This is a genomic window from Streptomyces sp. NPDC002580, from assembly GCF_042889485.1.
In the GTDB taxonomy this organism is placed as follows: Bacteria; Actinomycetota; Actinomycetes; order Streptomycetales; family Streptomycetaceae; genus Streptomyces.
Window position 1 is genome coordinate 131,455 of sequence record NZ_JBIAQZ010000001.1, and the last position, 26,125, is coordinate 157,579.

General features: G+C 70.5%; 25 protein-coding genes. 14 read left to right on the top strand and 11 right to left on the bottom strand.

Annotated elements, in window-relative coordinates:
- Positions 1-31: 31 nt before the first annotated feature.
- From ACFYW7_RS00530 to ACFYW7_RS00540, 3 genes are read right to left on the bottom strand one after another with little or no spacing between them, the layout of a single operon-like run.
- Complete coding sequence (locus ACFYW7_RS00530; protein WP_389496799.1) at positions 32-1,321, bottom strand: betaine/proline/choline family ABC transporter ATP-binding protein; 1,290 nt, start codon at positions 1,319-1,321, stop codon at positions 32-34.
- Positions 1,314-1,961 (bottom strand): ABC transporter permease, encoded by a 648-nt coding sequence (locus ACFYW7_RS00535; RefSeq protein ID WP_389496800.1) that lies wholly within the window; start codon positions 1,959-1,961, stop codon positions 1,314-1,316. The genes ACFYW7_RS00530 and ACFYW7_RS00535 overlap by 8 nt, the downstream gene beginning before the upstream one ends.
- A gap of 22 nt (positions 1,962-1,983) precedes the next feature.
- On the bottom strand, positions 1,984-2,454 hold the full coding sequence (locus ACFYW7_RS00540) for an Lrp/AsnC family transcriptional regulator (protein ID WP_389496801.1): 471 nt from the start codon (positions 2,452-2,454) through the stop codon (positions 1,984-1,986).
- Between the two features lie 122 nt (positions 2,455-2,576).
- Here ACFYW7_RS00540 and hppD point away from each other — a divergent pair, with 122 nt between their 5' ends.
- On the top strand, positions 2,577-3,731 hold the full coding sequence (hppD, locus tag ACFYW7_RS00545; RefSeq protein ID WP_389496802.1) for a 4-hydroxyphenylpyruvate dioxygenase: 1,155 nt from the start codon (positions 2,577-2,579) through the stop codon (positions 3,729-3,731).
- Between the two features lie 160 nt (positions 3,732-3,891).
- On the opposite strand, the gene ACFYW7_RS00550 is transcribed toward hppD, so the two are convergent.
- Positions 3,892-5,589, bottom strand: a complete 1,698-nt coding sequence (locus ACFYW7_RS00550; RefSeq protein ID WP_389496803.1) for a tetratricopeptide repeat protein — start codon at positions 5,587-5,589, stop codon at positions 3,892-3,894.
- A 92-nt stretch (positions 5,590-5,681) separates the two neighbouring features.
- On the opposite strand from ACFYW7_RS00550, the gene ACFYW7_RS00555 reads away from it, so the two are divergent.
- Positions 5,682-7,097 carry an FAD-binding oxidoreductase gene (locus ACFYW7_RS00555; RefSeq protein WP_389498482.1) on the top strand — a complete coding sequence of 472 codons (1,416 nt, stop codon included), beginning with the start codon at positions 5,682-5,684 and terminating at the stop codon, positions 7,095-7,097.
- A gap of 95 nt (positions 7,098-7,192) precedes the next feature.
- Here the strand turns inward: ACFYW7_RS00555 and ACFYW7_RS00560 are convergent, their stop codons facing one another.
- Positions 7,193-7,711, bottom strand: a complete 519-nt coding sequence (locus ACFYW7_RS00560; protein WP_389496804.1) for an SsgA family sporulation/cell division regulator — start codon at positions 7,709-7,711, stop codon at positions 7,193-7,195.
- 277 nt (positions 7,712-7,988) lie between these two features.
- On the opposite strand from ACFYW7_RS00560, the gene ACFYW7_RS00565 reads away from it, so the two are divergent.
- The gene (locus ACFYW7_RS00565; protein WP_389496805.1) at positions 7,989-9,689 is read left to right on the top strand and encodes an RDD family protein; all 1,701 of its coding nucleotides are present in this window, start codon (positions 7,989-7,991) and stop codon (positions 9,687-9,689) included.
- 63 nt (positions 9,690-9,752) lie between these two features.
- The gene (locus ACFYW7_RS00570; protein ID WP_389496806.1) at positions 9,753-10,475 is read left to right on the top strand and encodes an RDD family protein; all 723 of its coding nucleotides are present in this window, start codon (positions 9,753-9,755) and stop codon (positions 10,473-10,475) included.
- A 182-nt stretch (positions 10,476-10,657) separates the two neighbouring features.
- Here the strand turns inward: ACFYW7_RS00570 and ACFYW7_RS00575 are convergent, their stop codons facing one another.
- Positions 10,658-10,957, bottom strand: coding sequence for a hypothetical protein (locus tag ACFYW7_RS00575; protein ID WP_389496807.1), 300 nt, complete (start codon positions 10,955-10,957; stop codon positions 10,658-10,660).
- A 441-nt stretch (positions 10,958-11,398) separates the two neighbouring features.
- Here ACFYW7_RS00575 and ACFYW7_RS00580 point away from each other — a divergent pair, with 441 nt between their 5' ends.
- Both ACFYW7_RS00580 and ACFYW7_RS00585 read left to right on the top strand, forming a co-directional pair.
- Complete coding sequence (locus tag ACFYW7_RS00580) at positions 11,399-13,753, top strand: immune inhibitor A domain-containing protein (protein ID WP_389496808.1); 2,355 nt, start codon at positions 11,399-11,401, stop codon at positions 13,751-13,753.
- A 121-nt stretch (positions 13,754-13,874) separates the two neighbouring features.
- On the top strand, positions 13,875-14,210 hold the full coding sequence (locus ACFYW7_RS00585; RefSeq protein WP_389496809.1) for a hypothetical protein: 336 nt from the start codon (positions 13,875-13,877) through the stop codon (positions 14,208-14,210).
- 133 nt (positions 14,211-14,343) lie between these two features.
- Here the strand turns inward: ACFYW7_RS00585 and ACFYW7_RS00590 are convergent, their stop codons facing one another.
- Positions 14,344-14,928: a nicotinamidase gene (locus ACFYW7_RS00590; RefSeq protein ID WP_389496810.1), complete on the bottom strand. Its 585-nt coding sequence runs from the start codon at positions 14,926-14,928 to the stop codon at positions 14,344-14,346.
- Between the two features lie 197 nt (positions 14,929-15,125).
- Positions 15,126-16,505, bottom strand: a complete 1,380-nt coding sequence (locus ACFYW7_RS00595) for a nicotinate phosphoribosyltransferase (RefSeq protein WP_389496811.1) — start codon at positions 16,503-16,505, stop codon at positions 15,126-15,128.
- A 118-nt stretch (positions 16,506-16,623) separates the two neighbouring features.
- Between ACFYW7_RS00595 and clpS the strand changes: the two genes are divergently transcribed.
- The 7 genes from clpS (at position 16,624) to ACFYW7_RS00630 (ending at position 21,474) form a co-directional block, all read left to right on the top strand.
- Positions 16,624-16,941 (top strand): ATP-dependent Clp protease adapter ClpS, encoded by a 318-nt coding sequence (gene clpS, locus ACFYW7_RS00600; RefSeq protein WP_389496812.1) that lies wholly within the window; start codon positions 16,624-16,626, stop codon positions 16,939-16,941.
- Between the two features lie 54 nt (positions 16,942-16,995).
- Positions 16,996-17,601: a DUF2017 domain-containing protein gene (locus ACFYW7_RS00605; RefSeq protein ID WP_389496813.1), complete on the top strand. Its 606-nt coding sequence runs from the start codon at positions 16,996-16,998 to the stop codon at positions 17,599-17,601.
- A gap of 344 nt (positions 17,602-17,945) precedes the next feature.
- On the top strand, positions 17,946-19,397 hold the full coding sequence (locus ACFYW7_RS00610; RefSeq protein ID WP_389496814.1) for an amino acid permease: 1,452 nt from the start codon (positions 17,946-17,948) through the stop codon (positions 19,395-19,397).
- Between the two features lie 110 nt (positions 19,398-19,507).
- Entirely contained in the window at positions 19,508-19,930 is a 423-nt protein-coding gene (locus ACFYW7_RS00615) for a Mov34/MPN/PAD-1 family protein (RefSeq protein ID WP_389496815.1), read from the top strand.
- A 79-nt stretch (positions 19,931-20,009) separates the two neighbouring features.
- Complete coding sequence (locus tag ACFYW7_RS00620) at positions 20,010-20,111, top strand: putative leader peptide (RefSeq protein WP_389496816.1); 102 nt, start codon at positions 20,010-20,012, stop codon at positions 20,109-20,111.
- Positions 20,112-20,227: 116 nt separating this feature from the next.
- Complete coding sequence (locus ACFYW7_RS00625; protein ID WP_389496817.1) at positions 20,228-20,506, top strand: MoaD/ThiS family protein; 279 nt, start codon at positions 20,228-20,230, stop codon at positions 20,504-20,506.
- A gap of 17 nt (positions 20,507-20,523) precedes the next feature.
- A complete protein-coding gene (locus tag ACFYW7_RS00630; protein WP_389496818.1) occupies positions 20,524-21,474 on the top strand; it encodes a PLP-dependent cysteine synthase family protein in 951 nt (316 codons plus the stop codon).
- Positions 21,475-21,708: 234 nt separating this feature from the next.
- On the opposite strand, the gene ACFYW7_RS00635 is transcribed toward ACFYW7_RS00630, so the two are convergent.
- Positions 21,709-22,182 carry a type II toxin-antitoxin system PemK/MazF family toxin gene (locus tag ACFYW7_RS00635; RefSeq protein ID WP_389496819.1) on the bottom strand — a complete coding sequence of 158 codons (474 nt, stop codon included), beginning with the start codon at positions 22,180-22,182 and terminating at the stop codon, positions 21,709-21,711.
- A gap of 250 nt (positions 22,183-22,432) precedes the next feature.
- Here ACFYW7_RS00635 and ACFYW7_RS00640 point away from each other — a divergent pair, with 250 nt between their 5' ends.
- Positions 22,433-23,185, top strand: a complete 753-nt coding sequence (locus tag ACFYW7_RS00640) for an MBL fold metallo-hydrolase (protein ID WP_389496820.1) — start codon at positions 22,433-22,435, stop codon at positions 23,183-23,185.
- Positions 23,186-23,271: 86 nt separating this feature from the next.
- Here ACFYW7_RS00640 and ACFYW7_RS00645 read toward each other — a convergent pair whose 3' ends face one another.
- Both ACFYW7_RS00645 and ACFYW7_RS00650 read right to left on the bottom strand, forming a co-directional pair.
- Positions 23,272-24,522, bottom strand: a complete 1,251-nt coding sequence (locus ACFYW7_RS00645) for a PTS transporter subunit EIIC (RefSeq protein ID WP_389496821.1) — start codon at positions 24,520-24,522, stop codon at positions 23,272-23,274.
- Between the two features lie 236 nt (positions 24,523-24,758).
- Positions 24,759-26,045, bottom strand: a complete 1,287-nt coding sequence (locus ACFYW7_RS00650) for a PTS transporter subunit EIIC (RefSeq protein ID WP_389496822.1) — start codon at positions 26,043-26,045, stop codon at positions 24,759-24,761.
- Positions 26,046-26,125 lie beyond the last annotated feature (80 nt).

The following is a 26,125-nucleotide window of genomic DNA, read 5'->3' on the forward strand; positions in this document are numbered from 1 at the left end:
CCCTCGGGGCGCCGGGCCGTGGGTGGCGTGCTCACGCCTTCGCCTCCCCGCCGTCGACGCCCTCCTGCTCGAACTGGGTCTGGTGGGCGCGCGCCTCCTCCAGTTCGTGCTGGTGCTCCATGGCCTCCAGCCGGTCCGCCTCCAGGAGTTCCTGCACGGAGTTCATCAGGGTCTCCATGTCGACCACCCCGATGTACTCGCCGCGCCGCCCCGTCACCGGGACCCGGCCCGAGTTGTCGATGAGCACCGCCTCCAGGGCGTCCCGCAGGGTGGCGTCCCGGGTCACCGTGTCGTGCACCAGCGTCCCGGCCCGCGCGAGCGAGCCCTTGGCCCGCATCAGGTCCCCGCGCCGCAGCCACTTGTAGGGGCGGCCCCGCTTGTCGAGCAGCAGGATCTCGTTCGTACCGCTGGAACGCAGCTTGCCGAAGATCTCCTGGAGCGGATCGTCGACGGTGACCGTCGGATAGTCGGTGATCCCCACATCCCGTACGCGGCTGAGGTTGAGCCGCTTCAGCGCGGCACCCGCCCCCACGAACCCGGACACGAAGTCGTCGGCCGGGTTGGTGAGGATCGCCTCCGGGGTGTCGAACTGCGCGATGTGCGAGTGCTCGCGCAGCACCGCGATCCGGTCGCCCAGCTTGATGGCCTCGTCGAAGTCGTGCGTGACGAACACGATCGTCTTGTGCAGCTCGTGCTGGAGCCGGATCAGCTCGTCCTGGAGGTGGTCGCGGGTGATCGGGTCCACCGCTCCGAACGGCTCGTCCATGAGCAGCACCGGCGGATCCGCGGCGAGCGCCCGCGCCACGCCCACACGCTGCTGCTGACCGCCGGAGAGCTGGCGCGGATAGCGGCCCTGGAACTCACCGGGGTCGAGTCCCACCAGGTCCAGCATCTCCTCGACCCGCGCCTTGATGCGCGCCTTCGGCCAGCCGGTCATCTTCGGTACGAGCGAGATGTTCTGGGCGACCGTCATGTGCGGGAAGAGCCCGGACGACTGGATCGCGTACCCGACCTTGCGGCGCAGCTTCACCGGGTCCATGTCGGTGACGTCCTCTCCGCCGATCCGGATGCGTCCGCCGCTCGGCTCGATCAGCCGGTTGATCATCTTCAGGGTGGTCGACTTGCCGCAGCCGGACGGACCGACGAAGACGACCAGCTCGCCCGCCTTGATCTCCATGTTGACGCTGTCCACGGCGGCGTCGCGGCTGCCCGGGTAGCGCTTGGTGAGGTTCTCCAGCTCGATCGTGGCGCCCGTGGTCGACGACGTGCCCCGGTCCGCGGCGCCCTCCGGGCGCTCGGTGGTCTCGGTGGTCTCAGACACGGATCCCCCTCGGGATGGTCAGCCGGCCGAGCAGGACGTACGCGGCGTCGAAGAGCAGCGCGAGGATGATGATCCCGACCGTGCCCGCCAGCACCTGGTTGAGCGCGTTCTTGCTGCCCAGCGAACTGATGCCCCGGAAGATCTCGTTGCCGAGACCGGGCCCGGAGGCGTACGCCGCGATCGCCGCGATGCCCATCAGCATCTGGGTGGAGATCCGGATGCCGGTCAGGATCGGCGGCCAGGCCAGCGGCAGTTCGACGCGTGCCAGCCGGGTCATCCGTGACATGCCGATGCCTCGCGCCGCGTCCACCAGGGAGGGGTCGACCCCGCGCAGGCCCACGATCGAGTTGCGCACGATCGGCAGCAGCCCGTACAGCGTCAGGGCGATCACCGTCGGCGGAACGCCCAGACCCACGATGGGGATCAGCAGGCCGATCATGGCGAGCGAGGGAATCGTCAGGATGGCCGACGTCGTCGTGGTGGCGAGGTTGCCCGCCCAGTCGCTCCGGTAGGTGACGATGCCGATCAGGACGCCGATGACGGTCGCCACGACCATGCACTGGAACACGGCGCTGGCGTGCTGGTAGGCGTCGGTGAGCAGTTGCTCGTGGCGGCTGCTCAGGTACTCCCAGAAGTTCACGCCACCTCACCCGCTCATCGGCTCAGTTCTCGGCCGCCGCCTGTTCCAGCAGCGGGATGATCCGCAGCGGAACCGGGTTCTCCATGACAATCGCTGTGGACGCCCGGACGATGCCATCAAAACCGACAACCCGGTCGATCACCCGCTGGAGATCGGCGTTCGAGCGGGCCACCAGACGGCACAGCATGTCCCCGCCGCCGGTGGTCGTGTGCAGCTCCAGAACCTCGGGCACGGTCGTCAAGTGGGCCCGTACGTCGGCCCCTTGACCCTGCCGGATCTGGAGCGTGGCGAACGCCGTCACCGGATAGCCGAGCGCCGACGGGTCGACCTCGGGGCCGAAGCCCCGGATGACTCCATTCGACTGAAGCCGGTCCAGCCGGGCCTGCACCGTCCCGCGCGCGACCCCGAGCCGCCGCGACATCTCCAGCACCCCGATGCGCGGCTCCTTCGCCAGCAGCACGAGCAGCCGCCCGTCCAGATGATCGATCGCCATGGGAGCCTCCGGGATGGTCATGATGTACAGAAAGCCCGCAGCTACGCGCCTCTCGCTGTACACATTGTTCAGTCGACAGGCGAACTATTGCGCACCTTGCGGAACGGGGGGAGTCTGCGCCCATGGCTGCGATCTCTGCGAACACACACCAGACCCCCGACACCGCCCGGCAGGCCGACCCCTTCCCGGTCAAGGGAATGGACGCGGTCGTCTTCGCCGTCGGCAACGCCAAGCAGGCCGCGCACTACTACTCCACGGCCTTCGGCATGCGGCTCGTCGCCTACTCCGGACCGGAGAACGGCAGCCGCGAGACGGCGTCGTACGTCCTCGAGAACGGCTCGGCGCGCTTCGTCCTCACCTCCGTGATCAAGCCCGCCACCCCCTGGGGCCACTTCCTGGCCGAGCACGTGGCGGAGCACGGCGACGGCGTCGTCGACCTCGCGATCGAGGTCCCGGACGCGCGCGCCGCGTTCGCGTACGCCGTCGAGCACGGAGCCACCCCGGTCGCCGAGCCGTACGAGCTGAAGGACGACAACGGCACGGTCGTCCTCGCCTCGATCGCCACGTACGGCAAGACCCGCCACACCCTCGTCGAGCGGACCGGCTACGAGGGCCCCTACCTGCCCGGATACGTCGCCGCGGCACCCATCGTCGAGCCCCGGGAGAAGCGCACCTTCCAGGCCATCGACCACTGCGTGGGCAACGTCGAGCTCGGCCGGATGAACGAGTGGGTCGGCTTCTACAACAAGGTCATGGGCTTCACGAACATGAAGGAGTTCGTGGGCGACGACATCGCGACCGAGTACAGCGCGCTGATGTCGAAGGTCGTCGCCGACGGCACGCTCAAGGTCAAGTTCCCGATCAACGAGCCCGCCATCGCCAAGAAGAAGTCCCAGATCGACGAGTACCTGGAGTTCTACGGCGGCGCGGGCGTCCAGCACATCGCGCTGAACACGAACGACATCGTCGCGACCGTACGCACCATGCGCGCGGCCGGCGTCCAGTTCCTCGACACCCCGGACTCGTACTACGACACCCTCGGCGAGTGGGCCGGCGACACCCGCGTCCCCGTCGAGACCCTTCGCGAGCTGAAGATCCTCGTCGACCGCGACGAGGACGGCTACCTGCTGCAGATCTTCACCAAGCCGGTCCAGGACCGTCCGACGGTCTTCTTCGAGATGATCGAGCGGCACGGCTCGATGGGCTTCGGCAAGGGCAACTTCAAGGCCCTCTTCGAGGCGATCGAGCGCGAGCAGGAGAAGCGCGGCAACCTCTGAACCCCGCGGAACGGGTTCGGCGCAGGCAACCCTTGAGGACCGGTCGGTCCTCACGTACCCGGTGGACGCTTCGACGGCGTGCACCGGGTACGCGCGTTCCGGGCGGGGGTCCGGGGTGTCCCGGTACTCCGGACCCCCGCCCGGGCCGTCGTTCCCGTGTCTACCGTGCGGCGGAGGGCAGCGGGAAGGAGGGCGCGAGCAGCTCCGGCGCGTACGGCGCGACCGCCGCGCCGGGAGAGCCGGTCGGGGCGGACCGCGGAGCACCGGCCGCGCCCCTCGTCCCCACCGACCCTTCGGACCGACCGGACCGGTCGGCGTCCCCGGCAGCCTCGGCGTCCCCGGTGTCTCCGGAGCCGGCCGACTCCTCCGGCGGGCCCCCGGGGGGTGGTTCGCCCAGTGCCGCCAGGGCCTCCCGCGCGGCGGGCGCCAGCAGCGGCGAGAAGGACGGATTGATCCGCAACGCCTCGGCGAGGTGCCGGCGCGCCGGACCGGACAGCCCCAGATCGCGCTCGATCTGCCCCCGGTGGTACGCGTACAGCGCGCTGCGCACCTCGCCGCCGTGCTCCCCGTCCATGGTCCGCGTGGCGAACTCCAGCGCCTCCCCGTCGTCCCCGGCCCGGTGCAGCGCCCAGCCCAGCGCGTCCGCCACCGCGATGCCCGGGTGCCGCCGCCACTCGGCGCGCAGCGCCCGCACCGCAGCCCGCGGATCGCCGTGGTCCGCCTCCAGGAGCCCGAGGACCAGCTCGTCGTTCATCCCCGCGCCGGTGTCCCGCCGCACCAGCTCCCGCACCTGGTCGTACTGCGTCCGCGCGGCCCCGTCGAGCCCCAGCTTCTCGTACAGCTCGCCCAGCTCCAGCGCGTGCCGCGGCGTGGGCCGGGCGGCGAGCGCGGCCCGGTACGCGGCCACCGCCTCCGGGACCCGCCCGAGCCCCGCCAGCGCGCGCCCCTGCCCGGCCGACGCCCCGTGCTCGTCGGCGTCCGTGTTCACCGCGGCGCGGTAGTGGTCCAGCGACTCCTGGAGGTCGCCCCGCTCCCACGCGAGGTCACCGGCCCGGTCGAGGAAGGCCGCCCGCTCGGCCGGGGTCGCCGCCCCGGCCGCCGCGTCCGAGATCACCGCCGCCGCGTCCTCGCGCCGGCCGAGGTCCTGGTACGCGCTCGCCGTCACGGCCCGCGCCCCCGGCCCGGAACCGGAGCCCAGCGCCAGCAGCCTGTCCAGGGCCTTGCGCGTGGCCTTGTGGTCACCGAGCCCGGTGTACGCGTCGAGGAGCGAGGAGTACGTCGTCCACCGCTTCGGAGCCAGCTTCAGAGCCGCCTCGCCCCACTGCTTCGCGGCCCGGAAGTCACCCCGCGCGACGGCCAGCGCCGCGAGCCCCTCGAGCGCCTCCGCGTTGCCCTTCGGCCGCACGGTCAGCGAGGTGCGCAGCGCCCGCTCCGCCTTCGGGTAGTACGCGGCCACCGCCGTCCGCCGCGCCCGCTCCGTGTACGCCGCGCCGAGCACCGCCCACGACCGGTCGTCACGCGGACGGGCCCGTACCCGGGCCTCGCGGTCCTCGATGAGCGCTGCGAGATCGGGCAGCGCCGCGGGCACCCCGGCCCCCACGGCCGTCACCGCCCGCGCCACCGGGCCCGCGGCGGGCGGGGGTGCCCCGCCCTGCCCCGACGAGGGCCACAGCGCCAGCGCGCCGCCGAGGACGGCACAGCCGGCGACCGCGGCGATCAGCGCGCGCCGGGTGAACGGGGAGCGGCGCGGACCGGAGGGCTCCGGGCACCGCGGGCCGACGGGTTCCGCGGGCCCCGGACCGGCGGGCACCGCGCCACCGGCCCCGGCGGACACCGGCTGTCGCTGTTCGATCTCCATGCCGCTCACTGTGCGTCAATACGAAGACCACACCTCGGCAGACCAAGCCCCGCGTGGATGGGGTTCACACCGATGGCCCCGAGTGCGACCCTGTGATCATGAGCCGTATCGAAGCCCCGCGCGACGAGGACTCGGCAGCGACCGGCAGCCTTCTCGACCGGCTGCGCGACGGCCTGCCCGCCGAGGCCGTCCTCACCGACCCGGATGTCACGGCCTCGTACGCCAACGACATGGCGAGCTTCTGCGAGGCGGGCGCGCCCGCGGCGGTCGTCCTGCCGCGCACCGTCGAGCAGGTCCAGCACGTCATGCGCGTCGCGACCGAACTGCGCGTCCCGGTCGTCCCGCAGGGCGCCCGCACCGGCCTGTCCGGAGCGGCCAACGCCTCCGAAGGCTGTGTGGTGCTGTCCCTGGTGAGGATGGACCGCATCCTGGAGATCAACCCGGTCGACCGCGTCGCCGTCGTCGAACCGGGCGTCATCAACGCCAAGCTCTCCCGTGCCGTGGGCGAACACGGCCTGTACTACCCGCCGGACCCCTCCAGCTGGGAGACGTGCACGATCGGCGGCAACATCGGCACCGCCTCCGGCGGCCTGTGCTGCGTGAAGTACGGGGTGACGGCCGAGTACGTCCTCGGGCTGGACGTCGTCCTCGCCGACGGGCGGCTGATGTCCACCGGGCGCCGCACCGCCAAGGGCGTGGCCGGCTACGACCTCACCCGGCTCTTCGTGGGCTCCGAGGGCTCGCTCGGCATCGTCGTACGGGCGACTCTGGCGCTGAGGCCGCAGCCCCCGCAACAGCTCGTCCTGGCAGCCGAGTTCGGATCCGCACGGGCCGCGTGCGACGCCGTCTGCCGGATCATGGAGGGCGGCCACGTGCCGTCCCTGCTCGAACTGATGGACCGTACGACCGTCAAGGCGGTCAACGACCTCGCGCACATGGGGCTCCCCGAGACCACCGAGGCACTCCTGCTCGCCGCCTTCGACACCCACGACCCGGCAGCCGACCTCGCCCTCGTGGGCGCCCTCTGCGAGGCCGCCGGAGCGACGCAGGTGGTTCCCGCCGAGGACGCGGCGGAGTCCGAACTCCTGCTCCAGGCGCGGCGGTTGTCGCTCACCGCGCTCGAAGCCGTCAAGGGCACCACGATGATCGACGACGTGTGCGTGCCGCGCTCCCGGCTCGGCGACATGCTCGACGGCATCGAGCGCGTCGCCGAGAAGTACGCCCTGACCATCGGCGTCTGCGCCCACGCGGGCGACGGCAACACGCACCCCACCGTCTGCTTCGACGCGACCGACCCCGACGAGTCCCGGCGAGCCCGTGAGTCCTTCGACGAGATCATGGCCCTCGGCCTGGAACTCGGCGGCACGATCACCGGCGAACACGGGGTGGGCGTCCTCAAGAAGGAGTGGCTGGCCCGCGAGATCGGCCCGGTGGGCGTGGAGATGCAGCGGGCGATCAAGACGGCGTTCGACCCGCTCGGCATCCTGAACCCGGGCAAGCTGTTCTGACACTCCGGAGCCGCCGGTCCCAGGGCACGGAGGTCAGGGCCGCAGGTCCCGGAGCCATGGACGCCGGGGCCGCCGACCTCAGGGAGCCGCCCGCTTCAGGGTTGTTCCCCGTCCGCGGACTCGTCCGACGGCCACGGGTCGCGCAGCCACAGGTCGTCGGGCGACGGGGACGCCCCCTGGTCGAGAGAGGCAGAGAGCCTCGGGGACGGCGCGAGCAGCTCGGCGAGGCCCGCGTCGATGCCGAGCCGACCGGCCTCGGACCCCGGCGGGACGGCCCTGAGCGTGCGCTCCAGCCAGGCCGTGAGCTGCTCGGCGGGAGCTTCGAGCAGCGCGTCGCCGTCCGGCGAACTCAGCGCCATCAGGACGACGCCCCTGCCGCCGACCTTCGTCGGCCACACCCGCACATCGCCGTGGCCGCACGGCCGGAACACCCCCTCGACGAGCAGCTCACGGGCGAAGGTCCACCGGACCGGCTGGTCCGAGCCGATGTGGAAGGCGATCTGGACCGCGTACGGGTCGTCGGTGCGGTACCTGAGGCGCGCCGGCACAGGGATGCTGCGCTCGGGCGACAGGACGAGCCTGAGCTCCAGTTCACGTTCCACCACGGTGTCCATGTCGATGCCCTTCGTTCGCCGAGCGGGCCCCTGTGGGCGGGCCCGTACGAGTGGAGAGCGCCGGACGCCGCGACCATTACGCGGGTTCGGGGAAATTTTTCCGGCTCGCCGTGTCACTTCTTCGGGCACATCGCGCACAGCCTCGGACGTCCGCTCGCAAGACGGGACGGAACCTTGCCCGAAAGGGTGGGTCCGGCGGGACCGGCCGTGACACGTGCGCCGGTCTGGTAGATGTGGACCCTCAATCAGACCCCCGAGCAGATACGGGACGACGGACATGAGCGCCCCAACCCCGGCACCCGGTGACGACAAGCCCCGCGAGGGGTACTACCCGGACCCCTCCATTCCTGGATATGTCCGGTACTGGAACGGTGCCGCCTGGGTGCCGGGCACGAGCCGCCCGGCGCCGTCCGGCGGCGAGGCGCTCGCCCCGCCGGCCGGCGCGCGCCCCGCGCACGTGCCCGCTCAGGCGCCGTCGCCCGTGTTCCCGGCCGCGCCCGGACAGGGCGCAACCTCCACGACGGAGGAAACGGGCCCGCACTTCTTCGACGAGGACCCGGAGCCGCGCCGCACCACCCCCGCCGAGGCCCAGCACGGCAGCCGGCCCGAGCCCGCCGCCGCGTGGGGCGCCGACCGCTCCCGGCAGTCCGGCTTCGGCGGCGACCAGGACCGCCGGGTGTCCTGGGGCGTGCCGCAGGCACCCGACCCGCGCGTCGCGGGCTCGGAGCGGCCCGCCGACCCGGTGCGCGGGCCCGACGGGACGGCGTCCCGCACGGACGGCACGGCGACGATCCCGCCCGCCGACACCGGCGGTTCCAGGTCCCCGGTGCCCGGCGGCCCCGTGGTCTTCCGCCGCCCCACCGGACCGGTGGCGCCCACCGGGCCGCAGGGCGAGGCGGGCGGTACGGGCGGGGCGAGTCCGGCCGGAGCGGACGGCGGCGGGGCCGGCGCCTTCCCGGGCACGGGGCAACCCGGAACCGGTGAGTCCGGAACCGGGCACTCCACCGCGGCGCCGGGCGCCCAGGCCTCCGTGTCCTCCGACGGCGACACGGACCTCCGCGCGCCCTCCCCGCGGCCGGAGCAGCGGAGCGGGGCGCGCGACGGGGGTACGGGGCCGGCGGCCACGCCGGGCCCGGGGGCCGCCGCGTCCGGCGCGTCGGCCGGAGGCGCCTTCGGACCAGCGCAGGCCGCACCCGCCGCCCAGAACCCCGCCGCCCAGAACCCTGCCGCGCCGAACGCCGCCGCGCCGAACGCCGGCGCCCAGGCCGCTCCCGCCCCCACCCCCGCTCCCGCCGTTCCGCAACAGCCCGGCGGTTCCGCCGCCGTGGCCGCCGGAGCCGGCGGCGGCCAGCCCTCCTGGGCCCAGCAGGTGCACCGGCTCGCGGGTGACCAGGCCGAGGAGGGGCAGCGGGCCGCTCCGTGGAAGCCACCGGTCGACGACGTCTTCCAGGCGGCCGCGCGGCGGCACGCCTCGGCCCGCCCGGCCGGTCTCGGCAGACGGCTGGCCGCCCGGCTGGTGGACACCGTCGTCCTGGCCGGCGTCACCGCGGTGGCCGCCGTCCCCCTGGGCACCCGGGCGGTCGACCACATCAACGAGAAGATCGACGCGGCCGAGCTGTCGGGCGAGAAGGTCACTGTCTGGCTGGTCGACGCCACGACCGCCACCTGCTTCGGCGTCGTCCTCGCCGTGCTGCTCCTCTTCGGCGTCCTCTACGACGTCCTGCCCACCGCCCGCTGGGGCCGCACGCTGGGCAAGCGACTGTGCGGCGTCGAGGTACGCGACATAGAGGGTCACGAACCGCCGACCTTCGGACGGGCGTTGGGCCGCTGGCTCGTCTACAGCGTCCCGGGCCTGCTGCTCGTCGGGGTCGTCGGCGTCCTGTGGTGCCTGTTCGACAAGCCCTGGCGCCAGTGCTGGCACGACAAGGCCGCCCACACCTTCGTGGCGTCCACGGCGCGGGACGACAGGACCCGGTAGACCCGTCCCCCGGACGGCCCCTCGCCGGATGCGGAGCCGGGGGGTTCGCGGTCGACTCGGGCCATGAGCAGCGAACCGCCGCCCCCGGGCCCCGGCAGGCCACCGGACGACGACCCGTTCAAGAAGCAGCCCCCGCCCGGCGAGGGCGGGGGATCCCCGTACGACCCACCGCCCCCGCCCGGCGGCCAGACCCCGCCCTACGGCAGTCAGCCGCCCCCGTTCGGGAACCAGCCGCCCCCACCGGGAGCGGGCGGCCCCTACGGCGCGGGCGGCGACCCGTACGGCTCCGGCGGTGATCCGTACGGCGGTGGCGGCCCGTACGGCGGCGATCCGCTGGCCGGGATGCCGCCGCTCGCGGACAGCGGGAAACGGGTGCTGGCGCGGATCCTGGACATGATCCTGGTCGGCGTCGTGGTGTGGCTGCTGTCGTGGGCGTTCGGCGTCACGGAGTACGACATGGACTCGGACAAGATCGAGGTCAGCAAGTCGTTCGGGCAGTCCCTGGTGGCCGCGGTGCTCTATGTCGCCTACGACACGGTGATGATCAGCAAGTCGGGCCAGACGCTGGGCAAGAGGCTGTTCCACCACCGGGTCGCCGACCTCGACAACGGCTCGACGCCCTCCGTGCAGACCTCCCTGATCCGCGCCCTGGTCCTGTGGATCCCGTTCGCGTTCTGCTGCGCCTGCGTCTGGACGGCGATCGCGGGCGGCTGGAGCTTCTTCGACAAGCCCTACAAGCAGGGACTGCACGACAAGGCGGCCAAGACGGTGGTGGTCACCGTCTGACGACGGCGTGCGCCGGGCCGTGACGGCACACACGAACGGCGGGTCCGTGAGGCACGGAACCGCCGTTCGTGTGAGACGCCGGAACGCACCGCGGGTCGTGCCGGAGCGTCAGGAGTGCTCGGGGCAAGGGGAGTCCGCCGGTCCGAGGGAGGCACCGGGGCCCACGGTTCGCGTACGAGGCTTCAGGGCCCCGCGGGTTCGCGTACCGGCTCGGGTGCCGAGGAGGCGGAGGCGGAGACGATGACGGACGCGGTCTCGAACTGTGCCGGTATCCGCTCGTGCGCGAGGGCGGCGGCGGTGGACCGCGCGGGCTTCGGCAGCGGGACCGTCATGGCGACGAGCAGTCCGAGAGCGAGCGACGAGAGGGTGATCAGCACGATCCCCAGGCTCGAACTCGTCTGTGACAGCAGCAGCATGGCGAATGTGGAGAAGATCACGGTGCAGGAACCGTAGGCGAGCTGTGCGGCGGTCGGACGAGGCATGGCAATCGTGTCCTCGGATGGGGGTTCTCCCCCCGGGGCCTCTCGCGATGGGGGAGGGGGCGGACAGGAATCGAGGGTGGGACAACGGTGTCGGCTTGGCTTTCCGCCGACTTCCGGCGCTCCGCCAATCGACTCTATTCGCCTGCATGCCCGACAGGAACGACCGGTAAGCGTGACCTTACCCACGGTGCCGGTGCACAGGGGGCGCACGGAGTCATCGAGCCGGTCAACCATGCCTGTCGGCGCGCCTGTTGGGGGTTTCGGGGTGCGTCCGGATAGCGAACGGAGGCTCCGCATAATGCACTTGCCAGGTTCAAGTCAAGATCTGTTTTTTCTTTCGTAACTCCGGTCAAATGTCGTCACTTGAATCGCGCAGACGCTCGCGGACCTCCATGACCCGGAAATCCCCTCCGCGTGAACGTGCGCGGGGGAGGACATCAAGTGACCAACAGACCATGGACGTTCAGAGCAGCAGCGGTGGGCGTAGCCCTCGCGGCGGCGACCGCCACGTTCTCGACGTACGCCGTGGCGCAGGCCGACTCGGCCGCCGCCTCACCGGTCGTGGACCGCCACGACCCGCAGCCGGTCAAGAACAAGGTCGACCACGACCTCGACGGCCCGCTGAGCAAGACGCAGGACGCCCAGCGCCAGGAGGCGCTGAACCAGGTGATATCCGGCGACGCCAAGGTCAAGGACCGCAACGGTTCGCAGGTCGTCCAGCTGAAGAGCAAGAAGGGCGACAGCAAGTACGTCGAGCTGGGACGGGAGAAGACCGACAAGATCTTCACCATCCTGGTCGAGTTCGGCGACAAGACGGACCCGAAGTTCGGCGGCACCGCCGGCCCGGCGCACAACACGATCGCCAAGCCGGACCGCAAGAAGGACAACAGCACGGCCTGGCGGGCCGACTACAACCAGAAGTACTTCCAGGACCTCTACTTCGGCACCGGCAAGAACGTCGAGTCGATGAAGAAGTTCTACGAGGCGCAGTCCTCGGGCCGCTACTCGGTGGACGGCGAGGTCGCCGACTGGGTCAAGGTCCCGTACAACGAGGCCCGTTACGGCAACAACGCCTGCGGTTCCACGAACTGCCCGAGCGTGTGGAACGTCGTCAGCGACGGCGTCACCGCCTGGGTCGCCCAGCAGAAGGCGGCCGGCGCGTCCGACGCCGCCATCAAGGCGGACCTGGCCGGCTTCGACCAGTGGGACCGCTACGACTTCGACGGCGACGGCAACTTCAACGAGCCCGACGGCTACATCGACCACTTCCAGATCGTGCACGCGGGCGAGGACGAGTCCGCGGGCGGCGGCACCGAGGGCGAGAACGCCATCTGGGCCCACCGCTGGTACGCGTTCGGCACCGACGCGGGCGCCACGGGTCCGAGCGACAACAAGCTCGGCGGCGCCCAGATCGGTGACACCGGCATCTGGGTCGGCGACTACACCATCCAGCCGGAGAACGGTGGACTGGGCGTCTTCGCCCACGAGTACGGCCACGACCTCGGTCTGCCGGACCACTACGACACCGCCGGCGGCGACAACTCCACCGGCTTCTGGACCCTGATGTCCTCGGGTTCCTGGCTCGGCAGGGGCAAGGACTCCATCGGCGACCTCCCCGGCGACTTCAACGCCTGGGACAAGCTCCAGCTCGGCTGGCTGAACTACGACACCGCCAAGGCCGGCAAGCAGTCCACGCACAAGCTGGGCGTCGCGGAGTACAACACGTTCGACAAGCAGGCGCTCGTCGTCACGCTGCCCGAGAAGGAGGTCACGACCACGGTCGTCACCCCCGCGCAGGGCGCGACCCAGTGGTGGAGCGGCAGCGGTGACAACCTGAAGAACACGCTGACCCGGTCCGTGGACCTCACGGGCAAGTCGTCGGCGACGCTGACCCTCGACGGCTGGTACGACATCGAGGCGAACTACGACTACCTCTACACCGAGGTCTCGACCGACGGCGGCGCCAACTGGACCGCCCTCGACGGCACGGTGGACGGCGCCGCCATCCCGCGTGACGGCAGCGACAAGCCCGCCCTCACCGGCACGATCGACGCCTACAAGAAGCTGTCGTTCCCGCTCGACGCCTACGCGGGCAAGAAGGTCGACCTCCGCTTCCGCTACGTGAGCGACGGCGGTGTGGCGCTCAAGGGCTTCGCGGCCGACGGGATCACCGTCACCGCGGACGGCACCGCGCTCTTCTCGGACAACGCCGAGACGGCCGACGCCGCTTGGACCGCCAGTGGCTTCTCCCGCATCGGCGCCTCGTTCACCAAGGACTACGCGCAGTACTACCTCGCGGAGAACCGCCAGTACGTCTCGTACGACAAGACCCTCAAGGTCGGCCCGTACAACTTCGGCTTCTCGACGACCCGTCCGGACTGGGTGGAGCACTACGCCTACCAGAACGGCCTGTTGATCTGGAAGTGGGACACCTCGCAGGCTGACAACAACACCAGCCAGCACCCGGGCACCGGCCTCGCCCTTCCGGTCGACGCCCACCCGAAGGCCACGTGGTGGGAGAACGGCACGCTGATGCGCAACCGCATCCAGGCCTACGACTCCACGTTCAGCCTGTCCCGCACGGACGGCATCACGCTGCACAGCGCGGACGTCGCCACGAAGATCCCGTCGGCGAAGGGCGTGTCGGTCTTCAACGACCACACGAGCGACTACTACGACAACCGGAACCCGACCGGTGGTGTCAAGATCACTGACACCAACACCAAGATCGAGATCGTCAAGGAGGCCTCCGACGGCTCCACGATCTCCCTCAAGGTCGGTCCCGCAGTGAAGTAGTCAGCGTTTTCGCAGGTCAAGCGCGTATCGGCGGCAGCCCCCTGGCGGGTTGCCGCCGATCGTGTTTAGGTGCACCCTGTGCCCGGCTTATTGACATCGAATCGCACGGGGGTGTGACCGCATGGCCGCAGGAGGCTTCTGCCGATTGCCGAACGGCAGCGTCGTGGTGGCGCTGGAACTGCCCGGTCCGGCGGGTTCCGGCACCGGCTGCGTGCGCTTCCTGGTCGTGGCCCAGAACCGTGCCCGGGCCCTGACGCGGCTGCGGAACCTGGGCCTGCGCGCCGTCTACCTGCGAGGCAACGCAGCTCCGCCCACGCCCGACGAGATCACCGCGGTCCTGCACCACCCCGACGGACTCATATGGCGCACGGCTCCGGACGCCGGCGTCCCCGAAGTCAGCCAGGAGCTGTGGCACCCGATACGGACGCTGCTCAGACGCCCGGCGCCACAGGCGTGACCCACCGGACGGCACCGACACGGACCGCGACCGGCCGTGACCTCGGGCGAGGCCGGGCGCACACCGTGCCCGCGGGGCCGGCCCTCCGGCAACCGGGCCCCGGCGGCTCGCCGGAGATCGTCCGGAAGGGTTCCTAGACCACCGGCTTGCCCGTGAGCTCCACCCCGGCCGTGCGCAGCTCCTCCAGCGCGCGTTGCGTCGTCTCCTCCGCCACGCCGGCCGTCAGGTCGAGCAGGACGGTCGTGCGAAAGCCCTGCCGCACGGCGTCCAGGGCGGTCGCCTTCACACAGTGGTCGGTGGCGATCCCGACCACGTCGACCTCGCCGATCCCGCGGGACCGCAGCCAGTCGCCCAGCGGCACCCCGTTCTCGTCGGCCCCCTCGAAGCCGCTGTACGCCGCCGCGTACGCCCCCTTGTCGAAGACGGCGTCGATCGCGCCGGAGGCGACGGCCGGGGCGAAGTTCGGGTGGAAGCCCACGCCCTCGGTGCCGGCCACGCAGTGCGCGGGCCAGGAGTGCACGTAGTCGGGATTGTCGGCGAAGTGGCCGCCGGGGGCGATGTGGAGGTCACGGGTGGCGACGACGTGCCGGTAGCCGGCCGGAGCCTGTCCGATCAGCTCGGTGATGGCGGCGGCCACGTCGGAGCCCCCGGACACCGCGAGACTGCCTCCCTCGCAGAAGTCGTTCTGCACGTCTACGACGATCAAGGCGCGGCGCATGGGCGGTGTCCTTCGGCTATGGGTGCGGCAGACAAGGGTGCGGGCCCGGCCGTTGAACTTCCGAGCCTAGAGACTTTGCGGGCGGTAGGGGAGGGGGTATTCGGCTTCGGCGGCCCGCCGGGGCACGCTGCCGTTGCATTCCCGCTCATCCGAGGTTCATGCGCGACACCACACCCACCCCGCCCGCCCCGCACGGCTCAGACGTACTCGGTGGGAAGCACCGGCTCGCCGCGCGACAACTGTGCCGCCGACAACGGCAGCCCCGCGCGGGCCCGCGTGTGCCGGTCGCGCACGGCGTCGAGCGGCTCCCGGGACAGGACCCGCCCGCCCTTGATCAGCGGGACCAGGAGCTGCTGGTCGGCCAGTTCGTCGGGCACCGGTCCGACACCGATCACCTCGGCCTCGGCGACCCCCTGCCCGTCCAGGCGCCGCGCGGCCCACTTGCGGCCGCCGACGGACGACTTCCCGCCCACCGACTTCTTCGCCACCGGCACCAGGGGCGCCTCGGGGTCGGCCGACTCGGCGCGGGCGACCAGCTTGTAGACCATCGAGCAGGTCGGGTGGCCGGATCCCGTCACCAGCTGGGTGCCGACGCCGTACGCGTCCACCGGCGCCGCCGCCAGCGAGGCGATGGCGTACTCGTCGAGGTCGGAGGTCACGACGATCCTCGTCCCGGTCGCACCCAGCTCGTCCAGCTGCTGGCGGACCCGGTGGGCCACGAGCAGCAGGTCGCCGGAGTCGATGCGGACCGCGCCGAGCCCGGTCCCGGCGACCTCGACGGCGGTGCGGACCGCCTCGGCGACGTCGTACGTGTCCACGAGCAGCGTGGTGCCCGGGCCGAGCGCGTCGACCTGGGCCCGGAAGGCGTCCCGCTCGTCGTCGTGCAGCAGGGTGAAGGCGTGCGCGGAGGTGCCCACGGTGGGGATGCCGTAGCGGAAGCCGGCGGCCAGGTCGGAGGTGGTGGTGAACCCGCCGATGTACGCGGCCCGCGAGGCGGCCACCGCGGCCAGCTCGTGGGTGCGCCGGGCGCCCATCTCGATCAGCGGCCGGTCGCCCGCGGCGGAGGCCATCCGGGACGCGGCGGCCGCGATGGCGGAGTCGTGGTTGAGGATCGACAGGATCACCGTCTCCAGGAGCACGCACTCCGCGAAGCTGCCCTCCACCCGCAGGAGGGGGGAGCCCGGGAAGTACACCTCGCCCTCGGGATAACCCCAGACGTCCCCGCCGAAACGGTACGAGGCGAGCCACTCCAGCGTCGGCTCGTCGACGATCCCGCGCTCGCGCAGGAAGCCGAGGACGTCCTCGTCGAACCGGAAGTTCTCGACGGCGTCGAGAACCCGTCCGGTGCCCGCGACGACTCCGTAGCGCCGCCCCTCGGGCAGGCGGCGGGTGAAGACCTCGAAGACCGAGCGGCGCTCGGCGGTCCCGGCCGCGAGCGCGGCCCGCAGCATCGTCAGCTCGTACTGGTCCGTGAAGAGCGCCGTCGAGGGCACACCCACCCGTCGCCCGCCACCGCCCTCCAGGGAAAGCGCGTCGTGCCCTGCTTCTTCCGGCAGCCCAAGGTCCGCTGTGTTCATGGCTGGGATCGTACCCCCATCTCGTCACTTTGACGAATACTGTTCGCGCCGGGTTTTCCGGGGGAGTCGCCCCGATTTCGGGAGTCCGTTTGTGCGGGTGACCCCCTGGGGTGGCAGCATGGGCGGTGTGACGGCTCCCGCACCTCTAGAGATCGAGAAGACCGAGTCGGCGGAGGAGGCCTTCGCCGTTCCCGAGCCGGACGTCCCCTGGATCACGCTCGTCCACAACGACCCGGTCAACCTCATGAGCTACGTGACGTATGTCTTCCAGACGTACTTCGGCTACTCCAAGGACAAAGCCACCAAGCTGATGATGGACGTCCACCACAAGGGCCGGGCCGTCGTCTCCAGTGGCACCCGCGAGGAGATGGAGCGCGACGTGCAGGCCATGCACGGCTACGGTCTGTGGGCCACCCTTCAGCAGGACCGGAAGTAGCCGGCCCCTCTGTCACCCACCCGCGAGCAGGACCGGAAGTAGCGAACTCACTCCATGCCTGGACACTTCGAACCGCTCCCCGGCGGCGGCGCGGCCGTCGCGCTCGACGAGGTCGAGATCTCCATCATCCGTTCTCTCGCCGTCCAGCTCCTGGAGCTCATCGGTCCCGGCCCCGCGGAGAACGCCTCGGCCGACCCGCTCGCCGAACTCTTCGCGGAGGGCCCCAGCGAGCCGCCGAGCGACCCCGTGCTCAAGCGCCTCTTCCCCGACGCCTACAGCGGACCGGGCGTCGAGGCCACCTCGCCCGAACAGGCGGAGGAGCAGCACGCCCACTCCGCCGAGTTCCGCCGCTTCACCGAGAACGACCTGCGGGCCGGCAAGCGCGAGAACGCCCTCACCGTGGTCCGCACGCTCGACGGCCTGACCCCCGGCGGCGACGGCGGAGCCGTCCTCGAACTGACCACCGCGCAGTCCGAGCAGTGGCTGCGCGCCCTGAACGACCTGCGTCTCGCCATCGGCTCCCGGCTCGACGTCGTCGACGAGGAGGACACCGACCTCCTCTACCGCCTCCCGGACGAGGACCCGCGCAAGCCGATGGTGATGGCGTACCTCTGGCTGGGTGGCCTCCAGGAGACCCTCGTCGAAACCCTTATGCCCTGACCTGTCAGGACATAACGCCTCGAAGCGGCACCCCGAGTGTTCGCTCAACGGACGCTCAAATCCGAATAACGATCGCGTCACCGTAACCGCGCCCTATGGGGCGCGGTTCGTCGTTTGTCCGGTTCTTCCTGTGGTCTGCGCAACACGACCCGGAGCCGATCAACGCCGCCGCCGTGATAAATCTTCACGACCGCCCGACGGGACACCACCCATGTCCTGCCGGGTGCGCCACCGAGCCGGCGGACCGCCGGCCAGGCACAAGCTCCACCTGTCCGGGGGGATCGGAAGCCGATTCGAAGCCGAGGGACCGGCTCGGACCGGTCATGGAGAAAGGCGCACCACACATGACCTCATCGCGGGTCGACAAGAGTCACGACGGCAGTGAGGCCGTGAGCGGCGACGCCCCCGAAGAGGGGTACGAGCGCGGGCTCGGCAGCCGCCAGGTCCAGATGATCGCGATCGGCGGCGCCATCGGCGTCGGCCTCTTCCTGAACGCCGGCGCGAACATCGCCAAGGCGGGCCCCAGCCTGATCCTCATGTACGCCCTCGCCGGCGTCATCATCTTCTTCATCATGCGGGCCCTCGGCGAACTCCTGCTCTACCGCCCGGTCTCGGGCTCCTTCGCGGAGTACTCCCGGGAATTCCTCGGCCCGTTCTTCGGCTACTTCACGGCCTGGACGTACTGGCTGATGTGGGTGGTCACCGGCATGGCGGAGCTCACCGCCGCCGCGATCTACGTCCACTACTGGTTCCCGTCGATCCACCAATGGGTGTCGGCGCTGGTGTTCCTGGTCATCCTGTTCACGGCCAACCTGATCTCGGTGAAGCTCTTCGGGGAGATCGAGTTCTGGGCCTCGATGGTCAAGGTCACCGCCCTCATCGGCATGATCGTGATCGGCCTGGGCGTCCTCACCTTCGGCTTCAGCGCCGCCGGTGACACCGCCTCCGTCAGCAACCTCTGGCAGTTCGACGGCTTCTTCCCCAACGGCATCGGCTCGTCCCTGATGACCCTCCAGGGCGTCATGTTCGCCTACCTCGCCGTCGAACTCGTCGGCGTCACGGCGGGCGAGTCCGAGAACCCCGAGAAGACGCTCCCCAAGGCCATCAACACCCTCCCGTGGCGCATCGCCCTCTTCTACGTCGGCGCCCTCACGGTCATCCTCTGCGTCGTGAAGTGGACCGAGTTCATGCCGGGGGTGAGCCCCTTCGTGAAGGCGTTCGCCGTGATCGGCATCCCGGCCGGCGCCGGCATCGTCAACTTCGTGGTCCTCACCGCCGCCCTGTCCTCCTGCAACTCGGGCATGTACTCCACGGGCCGCATGCTGCGCAACCTCGCCGACAACGGCGAGGCCCCCAAGGGCTTCGCCAAGCTGTCCGCCACCAAGACCCCGGCGCTCGGCATCACGATCTCGGTCCTCTTCATGGGCATCGGCGTGGTCCTGAACTACGTCGTCCCCGAGAAGGCCTTCCAGTACGTCACCTCGGTGGCCACCGGGGCGGGCATCTGGACCTGGCTGATGATCCTGGTCAGCCACATCCGCTACCGCCGCGCGGTCGACGCGGGCCGGCTCCCCGCCTCGTCGTTCCCCGCCCCCGGCGGAGCGAAGTGCAGCTGGGCGGCCGTCGTGTTCCTGCTCTTCGTCACCGGCCTCATCGCCTACGACCGCGACTCCCGGATCTGCCTGTACGTGATGGCCGTCTGGGCCGCCGTCCTGGCCGTCGGCTGGTTCATCCTCAAGGCCCGCAACCCGCAGGTCGCCGCACGTCGCGAGCCGGAGTTCGAGACGGTCGGCTGACCGACCCCAGGACGTCCGGCCACCTCGGCCACCGCTCAGGACGTCCGGCATTCGGGCCGTCCCGTACCACGCCTCGGTACGGGACGGCCCTTCTGTCTATCCTGACCAGCATGCTGACCATCACCGAGGCCCTGTTCGACAAAATCGTCACCCACGCCCGCCAGGACCACCCGGACGAGGCGTGCGGCGTCGTCGCGGGCCCCGCCGGCACCGACCGCCCCGAGCGGTTCATCCCCATGCTCAACGCCGCCCGCTCGCCCACGTTCTACGAGTTCGACTCCGGCGACCTGCTGAAGCTCTACCGCGAGATGGACGACCGCGACGAGGAGCCGGTGATCATCTACCACTCGCACACCGCCACCGAGGCCTACCCCTCCCGCACCGACCTCGCCTACGCCAACGAGCCCGGCGCCCACTACGTCCTCGTCTCCACCGCGGACACCGACGACGCGGGCCCCTTCCAGTTCCGCTCGTACCGCATCGTGGAAGGCGAGGTCACGGAGGAGGAGGTCAAGGTCGTAGAGACCTACTGATCTCACCCACCGATCAAAAAGCGTCCGGAATGCGAGATCACACTCGGGTACCCGTACCGGGAATCGATACGATGAGCCCATGGTTTCCCACGACGTGAGCGAAATGACGCCGGGCACGCCGCTCGTGGCGCGGCTGCACGTCGACCTCTGCAGGCTGCAGAGCGCCATCTGTACGCGCTGACCCGCCGCCGCCGTACGGCCGAGAGCCGCGGCACGCAAACCGGCGTACCCCCTCGCAGTGCCCGCGCCGCCGCGCGCCCTCCGACCCGACTTTCCTTCCGACAGGAGCCCACAGCCATGGCCATCGAGGTCCGCATCCCCACCATCCTCCGCACCTACACCGACGGCGCGAAGGCGGTCGACGCCACCGGGGAGACCCTCGCCGAGCTGTTCACCGACCTCGACACCCGGCACGCGGGCATCCGGGCCCGGATCGTCGACGGCGGCGAACTCCGCCGCTTCGTCAACGTCTACCTCAACGACGAGGACGTCCGCTTCCTCGACGGCATCAACACCAAGCTGACCGACGGCGACAACATCACGATCCTGCCGGCCGTCGCCGGCGGCATGGCCTGATCGGCCGCTGGTCTCCGATGCGCTACGACTCCCCGCTCGCCGCGGTGGGCAACACCCCTCTGGTGCGCCTGCCGCGGCTGTCGCCGTCCGCGGACGTCCGTATCTGGGCGAAACTGGAGGACCGCAACCCGACGGGTTCGGTCAAGGACCGGCCTGCCCTCCACATGATCGAGCAGGCGGAGAAGGACGGCCGTCTGACGCCGGGCTGCACGATCCTGGAGCCGACCAGCGGCAACACCGGCATCTCGCTGGCGATGGCGGCGAAGCTCAAGGGCTACCGCATGGTCTGCGTGATGCCCGAGAACACCTCGCAGGAACGCCGTGACCTGCTCGGCATGTGGGGCGCCGAGATCATCCCCAGCCCGGCCGCCGGCGGTTCCAACACGGCCGTCCGCGTCGCCAAGGAACTCTCGGCGGAGCACCCGGACTGGGTGATGCTCTACCAGTACGGCAACCCGGACAACGCCGGTGCCCACTACGCCACGACGGGCCCGGAGATCCTCGCCGACCTCCCGTCCATCACCCATTTCGTGGCGGGCCTCGGCACCACCGGCACCCTCATGGGCGTCGGCCGTTTCCTGCGCGAGAACAAGCCGGACGTCAAGATCGTCGCCGCGGAGCCGCGCTACGACGACCTGGTCTACGGGCTCAGGAACCTCGACGAGGGCTTCGTACCCGAGCTGTACGACGCCTCGGTCCTCACCACCCGCTTCTCCGTCGGCTCGGCCGACGCCGTCACCCGCACCAGGGAACTCCTCCAGCAGGAGGGCATCTTCGCGGGCGTCTCCACCGGAGCGGCACTGCACGCCGCGATCGGCGTCGGCAACAAGGCCCTCAAGGCCGGGGAGCCGGCGGACATCGCCTTCGTCGTCGCCGACGGCGGCTGGAAGTACCTCTCGACGGGCGTCTACACGGCCGCCACGACGGAAGAGGCGATCGAGACGCTCCAGGGACAGCTCTGGGCGTAGTGCCCCGGAGACCCTGGGCGTCGTGGTCACCCCGACGACCCGGGAAAGGGCGCGGGGACCGGAGTCACGGTCCCCGCGCCCTTCGTCGTCCCCGGGAGGGGCGCGGCGCTGCCCGGTGTCCGGGCAAGGGGCTCACGCCCCAGAGGGTTCCCGATGCCCCGGGACCCTCCCGCCCGGAGATCGTCCGGCCCGGCAGGCGCGGCCCGTCGGGTCTCCGATCCCAGCCCCTGACGCTCAGCCCGCCAGATACCGGACCTGGTCCCACAGCACCGGGTCCACCACGCCGACCCGCCGCCGGAAGTCGCCCACCGGCACCTCGCGCAGTTCGCCGGTCTCCAGGTAGCTAGGCCGTCCGTGGGCGTCCCCCACGGCCCCCGGGGGCAGCGGGATCACCCCGGGCCGCTCGTCGTGGTACTTGCTGGTGATCTTCGCGACCGTCACCTGTTTCCCGCGCACCACCAGCACCAGACACGGCCGGTCCTTGGCCCCGGGCCCGTCCTCGTAGGGGACGTTCGCCCACCAGATCTCCGACGCCTGCGGGACCGGGCCGCCGGGGAGCGTCGTGCCCCGGCGGGGTCCGCGGGCCCGGCCGGGCGGACGCGTGCGCCCGGCCGGCCGGCGCCCGCGGCGCCCCCAGCCGTCCACCAGCGTCGCGACCAGCGCGAGCAGTACCACCGCCGTCAACGCGAGCCACCAGGACGTGTCCATAGCAAAGAAGGTACCGGCGCGCATCTGCCCCCGTCCGCCCCGCGCGGACCCCTGGCGCCCCAAGGTCCATCCGAACCGGTGACAGCACAGGTGAGTTCGCCCACAACAGCCCCTGGCGGAGGAGCGACCGGCCCTTTCGCGCCTTACGCTCGACGGACCGCACGACCCCCGTTTCCCGTATCTGCACCCGAGTACCTGCACCCCGCATCTACTCTCTGCACTTCCTGTCAGCGCGGAGGTTCCAGCTCCTATGAAGCTCACCGTCGTCGGCTGCTCGGGGTCGTTCCCGTCCGCGGAATCGGCCTGTTCGAGCTACCTCGTGGAGGCCGACGGCTTCAGGCTGCTTCTCGACATGGGCAACGGTGCCCTGGGCGAGTTGCAGCGTCACTGCGGTCTCTACGACCTCGACGCGATCTTCCTCAGTCATCTGCACGCCGATCACTGCATCGACATGTGCGCGTACTTCGTCGCCCGCTACTACCGTCACGACGGCGGCCGCTGCGAGACGATCCCCGTCTACGGACCCGAGGGAACGGAGCACCGCCTGACCACGGCCTACGCCGACACGCCCTCCGCCTCCTCGATGAGCGAGGTCTTCGACTTCCACACCGTCAAGCCGGGAACGTTCGAAGTGGGCCCGTTCACCGTCCACACCGAGCGGGTGGCGCACCCGGTCGAGGCGTACGGCATCCGGGTCGAGCACGGCGGAAGGTCGCTGACGTACTCCGGGGACACCGGCGCGACCGAGGCCCTGGACGAACTCGCCCGCGACACGGACCTGTTCCTGTGCGAGGCCGCGTTCACCCACGGCAAGGAGGACATCCCCGACCTCCACCTCAACGGCCGCGAAGCCGGCGAGACCGCCGCCCGCGCCGGCGCCCGCCGCCTCGTCCTCACCCACATCCCCCCGTGGACGGACCCCCAGATCAACCTCGCGGACGCCCGCTCGGCGTACACCGGCCCGTCGGAACTGGCGGTACCCCGGGCGGTCTACGAGATCTGACCCCGGCCGCCCGCGCGGCCCCCGAACACGCGAAGGCCCCCGGAACCAGACGGTTCCGGGGGCCTTCGCGTGCGGGGCGGGACGGCTCACGCCTTGGTGAGGTCCTCGACCTCCTCCTCGGGCTCACGGCCCGGGGTGGGAAGGTTCCACTTGATGATCGCGAAGCGGAAGACCACGTAGTAGATCACCGCGAAGACCAGACCGATCGGGATGATCATCCAGGGCTTGGTGGCCAGGTTCCAGTTCAGGAAGTAGTCGATGGCACCGGCCGAGAAGCTGAAGCCGTGGTGCACGCCCAGCGCCCAGGTGATGGCCATCGACAGGGCGGTCAGCACGGCGTGGATCACGTACAGGACCGGCGCGATGAACATGAACGCGAACTCGATCGGCTCGGTGATGCCCGTGACGAACGAGGTGAGCGCGAGCGACACCATCATGCCGCCGACGACCTTGCGGCGCTCGGGGCGGGCCGTGTGCGTGATCGCCAGGGCGGCGGCCGGCAGCGCGAACATCATGATGGGGAAGAAGCCGGTCATGAACTGCCCGGCGGTCGGGTCGCCGTGGAAGAAGCGCGGCAGGTCGCCGTGCCACAGGGCGCCGGAGGGGTCCTTGTACGAGCCGATCTCCTGCCAGGCCACCGTGTTGACGAACTGGTGCATGCCGACCGGGAGCAGCGCCCGGTTGATCGCGCCGAAGATGCCCGCGCCGACCGCGCCGAGGCCGGTCATCCACTCACCGAAGTTGGTGATGACGTCGCCGATGGGCTCCCAGACCAGGCCGAAGAAGACGCCGACCGCGGTGCCGATGAAGGCCATCAGGATCGGGACCAGACGGCGGCCGTTGAAGAAGCCGAGCCAGTCGGGCAGCTTGGTGCGGTGGAAGCGCTGCCAGGTGACGGCGGCTATCAGGCCCATGACGATGCCGCCGAGGACCTTCGGGTCGTTGTACGTCGCGGCGACGTCAGCGCCCTTGGTGACCTTGGCGTCGGTGATGGGGAACGCGGTCAGGACGTTCTTGTAGACCAGGAAGCCGACCAGCGCCGCGAGCGCGGTGGAGCCGTCGGACTTCTTGGCGAAGCCGATGGCGATGCCGACGCAGAACAGCAGCGGCAGGTTGCTGAACACCGCGTCGCCCGCGGTGGCGAACACGGAGGCGACCTTGTTCCACCCGAGGCCGTCCGCGCCGAACACATCCGGCTGGCCGAGGCGGAGCAGGATGCCCGCCGCCGGCAGCACGGCGATCGGCAGCTGCAGGCTGCGGCCGACCTTCTGCAGGCCCTGGAACAGGCCGGATCCCCGCTTCTTCGCGGGTGCCGCCGATGCGGTGGCGGTGCTCATAGTTCCTCCATGCGCTGGCGCTGCCAGGGGACGGGAAGGTACGACAGGGGTCGGCAGCGACCATGTGGTCTACACCACCAGTGGTGTAGACCTGTTTCTAGCACGGTGAAGGCCGGATAAGGAACCCTCGAATTCTGTGGGCTCGGCCATAACGGGAATAACCGATTCCGTTCATGCCGAAGGCCCCCGGACCAGCAGGTCCGGGGGCCTTCACCGTGAGCGGGAAACGCGGGGGGCTATGCCTTCGTCGTGTCCTCGACGTCCTCCTCCGGCTCCCGCCCCGGAGTCTTCAGATCGAACTTCGTGATCGCGAACCGGAAGATCACGTAGTACACCACCGCGAAACACAGCCCGATCGGCACGATCAGCCACGGTTTCGTCGCCAGGTTCCAGTTGATGACGTAGTCGATCAGACCCGCCGAGAAGCTGAAGCCGTCATGCACCCCGAGCCCCCACGTCACCGCCATCGACACACCCGTGAGCACCGCGTGCACCGCGTACAGCAACGGCGCGATGAACAGGAACGAGTACTCGATCGGCTCGGTGATCCCCGTGACGAACGACGTCAACGCCACCGAGAGCATCAGACCGCCCACCTCCTTGCGCCGATGCGGCTTCGCGGTGTGCGTCATCGCGAGCGCCGCCGCCGGCAGCGCGAACATCATGATCGGGAAGAACCCCGTCAGGAACTGCCCCGCGTCCGGGTCGCCCGCCAGGAACATGTTGATGTCGCCGTGCACGACCTGACCGTCCGGCTTGGTAAAACTCCCGAACTGGAACCAGATGGGCACGTTCAGGAACTGGTGCAGACCGATCACCAACAGGGCCCGGTTGGCCAGACCGAACACACCCGAACCCCACGCACCCAGCCCCACCAGCCAGTCGCTGAAGTTCTCCAGCGCGTCACCGATCGGCGGCCACACCCACAGGCACAGCGAGGCGAACGCGATGGCCACGAACGCCATGATGATCGGCACCAGGCGCCGGCCGTTGAAGAAGCCCAGCCAGTCCACCAGCTTCGTACGGTGGTACTTCTGCCAGAAGTACGCCGACATCAGCCCGATGACGATGCCGCCGAACACCCCGGGATTCTGGTACGTGAACTCGACGACCGAGTTGTCCTCCAGCTGACAGCCCAGCTGGATCTTGACGCTCCCGCCCGGACACGTCTCCGGGAACGCGCGCAGCACGTTGTAGTAGACGAGGAAACCCACGACCGCCGCCAGCGCCGTCGAGCCGTCCGACTTCTTCGCCATGCCGATGGCCACGCCGACACAGAACAGCATCGGCAGCCCGAGGTTGCCGTCCAGCAGCGCGCCCCCCGCCGCGCCGATCACCTTCGACAGGTTGTCCCAGCCGAGCCCGTCCGCACCGAACACGTCCGGCTGGCCCAGCCGGTTGAGAATGCCGGCGGCCGGCAGCACCGCGATCGGCAACTGCAGGCTGCGGCCCATCTTCTGGAGCCCCTGGAAAGCCTTGTGCCAACGCGCACGCGCCGGCGATACCTCACTCACAGCACTCATGGGCGTCCTCCGGGCGGGCCGGTTTGGCGACCGCCCGCTGACTGGTGTAGACCAGTTGACGACGCGTCGCTCTGTCGTGA

What these genes read in the sequence shown, in the direction of transcription:
- ACFYW7_RS00565 (WP_389496805.1), top strand. Translation starts at nt 7,989, where the DNA reads ATGAGCGCCCCAACCCCGGCACCCGGTGACGACAAGCCCCGCGAGGGG.
- ACFYW7_RS00635 (WP_389496819.1), bottom strand. Translation starts at nt 22,182, where the DNA reads ATGGACACGTCCTGGTGGCTCGCGTTGACGGCGGTGGTACTGCTCGCG.
- ACFYW7_RS00605 (WP_389496813.1), top strand. Translation starts at nt 16,996, where the DNA reads ATGCCTGGACACTTCGAACCGCTCCCCGGCGGCGGCGCGGCCGTCGCG.
- ACFYW7_RS00560 (WP_389496804.1), bottom strand. Translation starts at nt 7,711, where the DNA reads ATGGACACCGTGGTGGAACGTGAACTGGAGCTCAGGCTCGTCCTGTCG.
- hppD (WP_389496802.1), top strand. Translation starts at nt 2,577, where the DNA reads ATGGCTGCGATCTCTGCGAACACACACCAGACCCCCGACACCGCCCGG.
- ACFYW7_RS00550 (WP_389496803.1), bottom strand. Translation starts at nt 5,589, where the DNA reads ATGGAGATCGAACAGCGACAGCCGGTGTCCGCCGGGGCCGGTGGCGCG.
- ACFYW7_RS00645 (WP_389496821.1), bottom strand. Translation starts at nt 24,522, where the DNA reads ATGAGCACCGCCACCGCATCGGCGGCACCCGCGAAGAAGCGGGGATCC.
- ACFYW7_RS00610 (WP_389496814.1), top strand. Translation starts at nt 17,946, where the DNA reads ATGACCTCATCGCGGGTCGACAAGAGTCACGACGGCAGTGAGGCCGTG.
- clpS (WP_389496812.1), top strand. Translation starts at nt 16,624, where the DNA reads ATGGGCGGTGTGACGGCTCCCGCACCTCTAGAGATCGAGAAGACCGAG.
- ACFYW7_RS00540 (WP_389496801.1), bottom strand. Translation starts at nt 2,454, where the DNA reads ATGGCGATCGATCATCTGGACGGGCGGCTGCTCGTGCTGCTGGCGAAG.
- ACFYW7_RS00650 (WP_389496822.1), bottom strand. Translation starts at nt 26,045, where the DNA reads ATGAGTGCTGTGAGTGAGGTATCGCCGGCGCGTGCGCGTTGGCACAAG.
- ACFYW7_RS00575 (WP_389496807.1), bottom strand. Translation starts at nt 10,957, where the DNA reads ATGCCTCGTCCGACCGCCGCACAGCTCGCCTACGGTTCCTGCACCGTG.
- ACFYW7_RS00625 (WP_389496817.1), top strand. Translation starts at nt 20,228, where the DNA reads ATGGCCATCGAGGTCCGCATCCCCACCATCCTCCGCACCTACACCGAC.
- ACFYW7_RS00570 (WP_389496806.1), top strand. Translation starts at nt 9,753, where the DNA reads ATGAGCAGCGAACCGCCGCCCCCGGGCCCCGGCAGGCCACCGGACGAC.
- ACFYW7_RS00620 (WP_389496816.1), top strand. Translation starts at nt 20,010, where the DNA reads ATGGTTTCCCACGACGTGAGCGAAATGACGCCGGGCACGCCGCTCGTG.
- ACFYW7_RS00590 (WP_389496810.1), bottom strand. Translation starts at nt 14,928, where the DNA reads ATGCGCCGCGCCTTGATCGTCGTAGACGTGCAGAACGACTTCTGCGAG.
- ACFYW7_RS00640 (WP_389496820.1), top strand. Translation starts at nt 22,433, where the DNA reads ATGAAGCTCACCGTCGTCGGCTGCTCGGGGTCGTTCCCGTCCGCGGAA.
- ACFYW7_RS00630 (WP_389496818.1), top strand. Translation starts at nt 20,524, where the DNA reads ATGCGCTACGACTCCCCGCTCGCCGCGGTGGGCAACACCCCTCTGGTG.
- ACFYW7_RS00585 (WP_389496809.1), top strand. Translation starts at nt 13,875, where the DNA reads ATGGCCGCAGGAGGCTTCTGCCGATTGCCGAACGGCAGCGTCGTGGTG.
- ACFYW7_RS00615 (WP_389496815.1), top strand. Translation starts at nt 19,508, where the DNA reads ATGCTGACCATCACCGAGGCCCTGTTCGACAAAATCGTCACCCACGCC.
- ACFYW7_RS00595 (WP_389496811.1), bottom strand. Translation starts at nt 16,505, where the DNA reads ATGAACACAGCGGACCTTGGGCTGCCGGAAGAAGCAGGGCACGACGCG.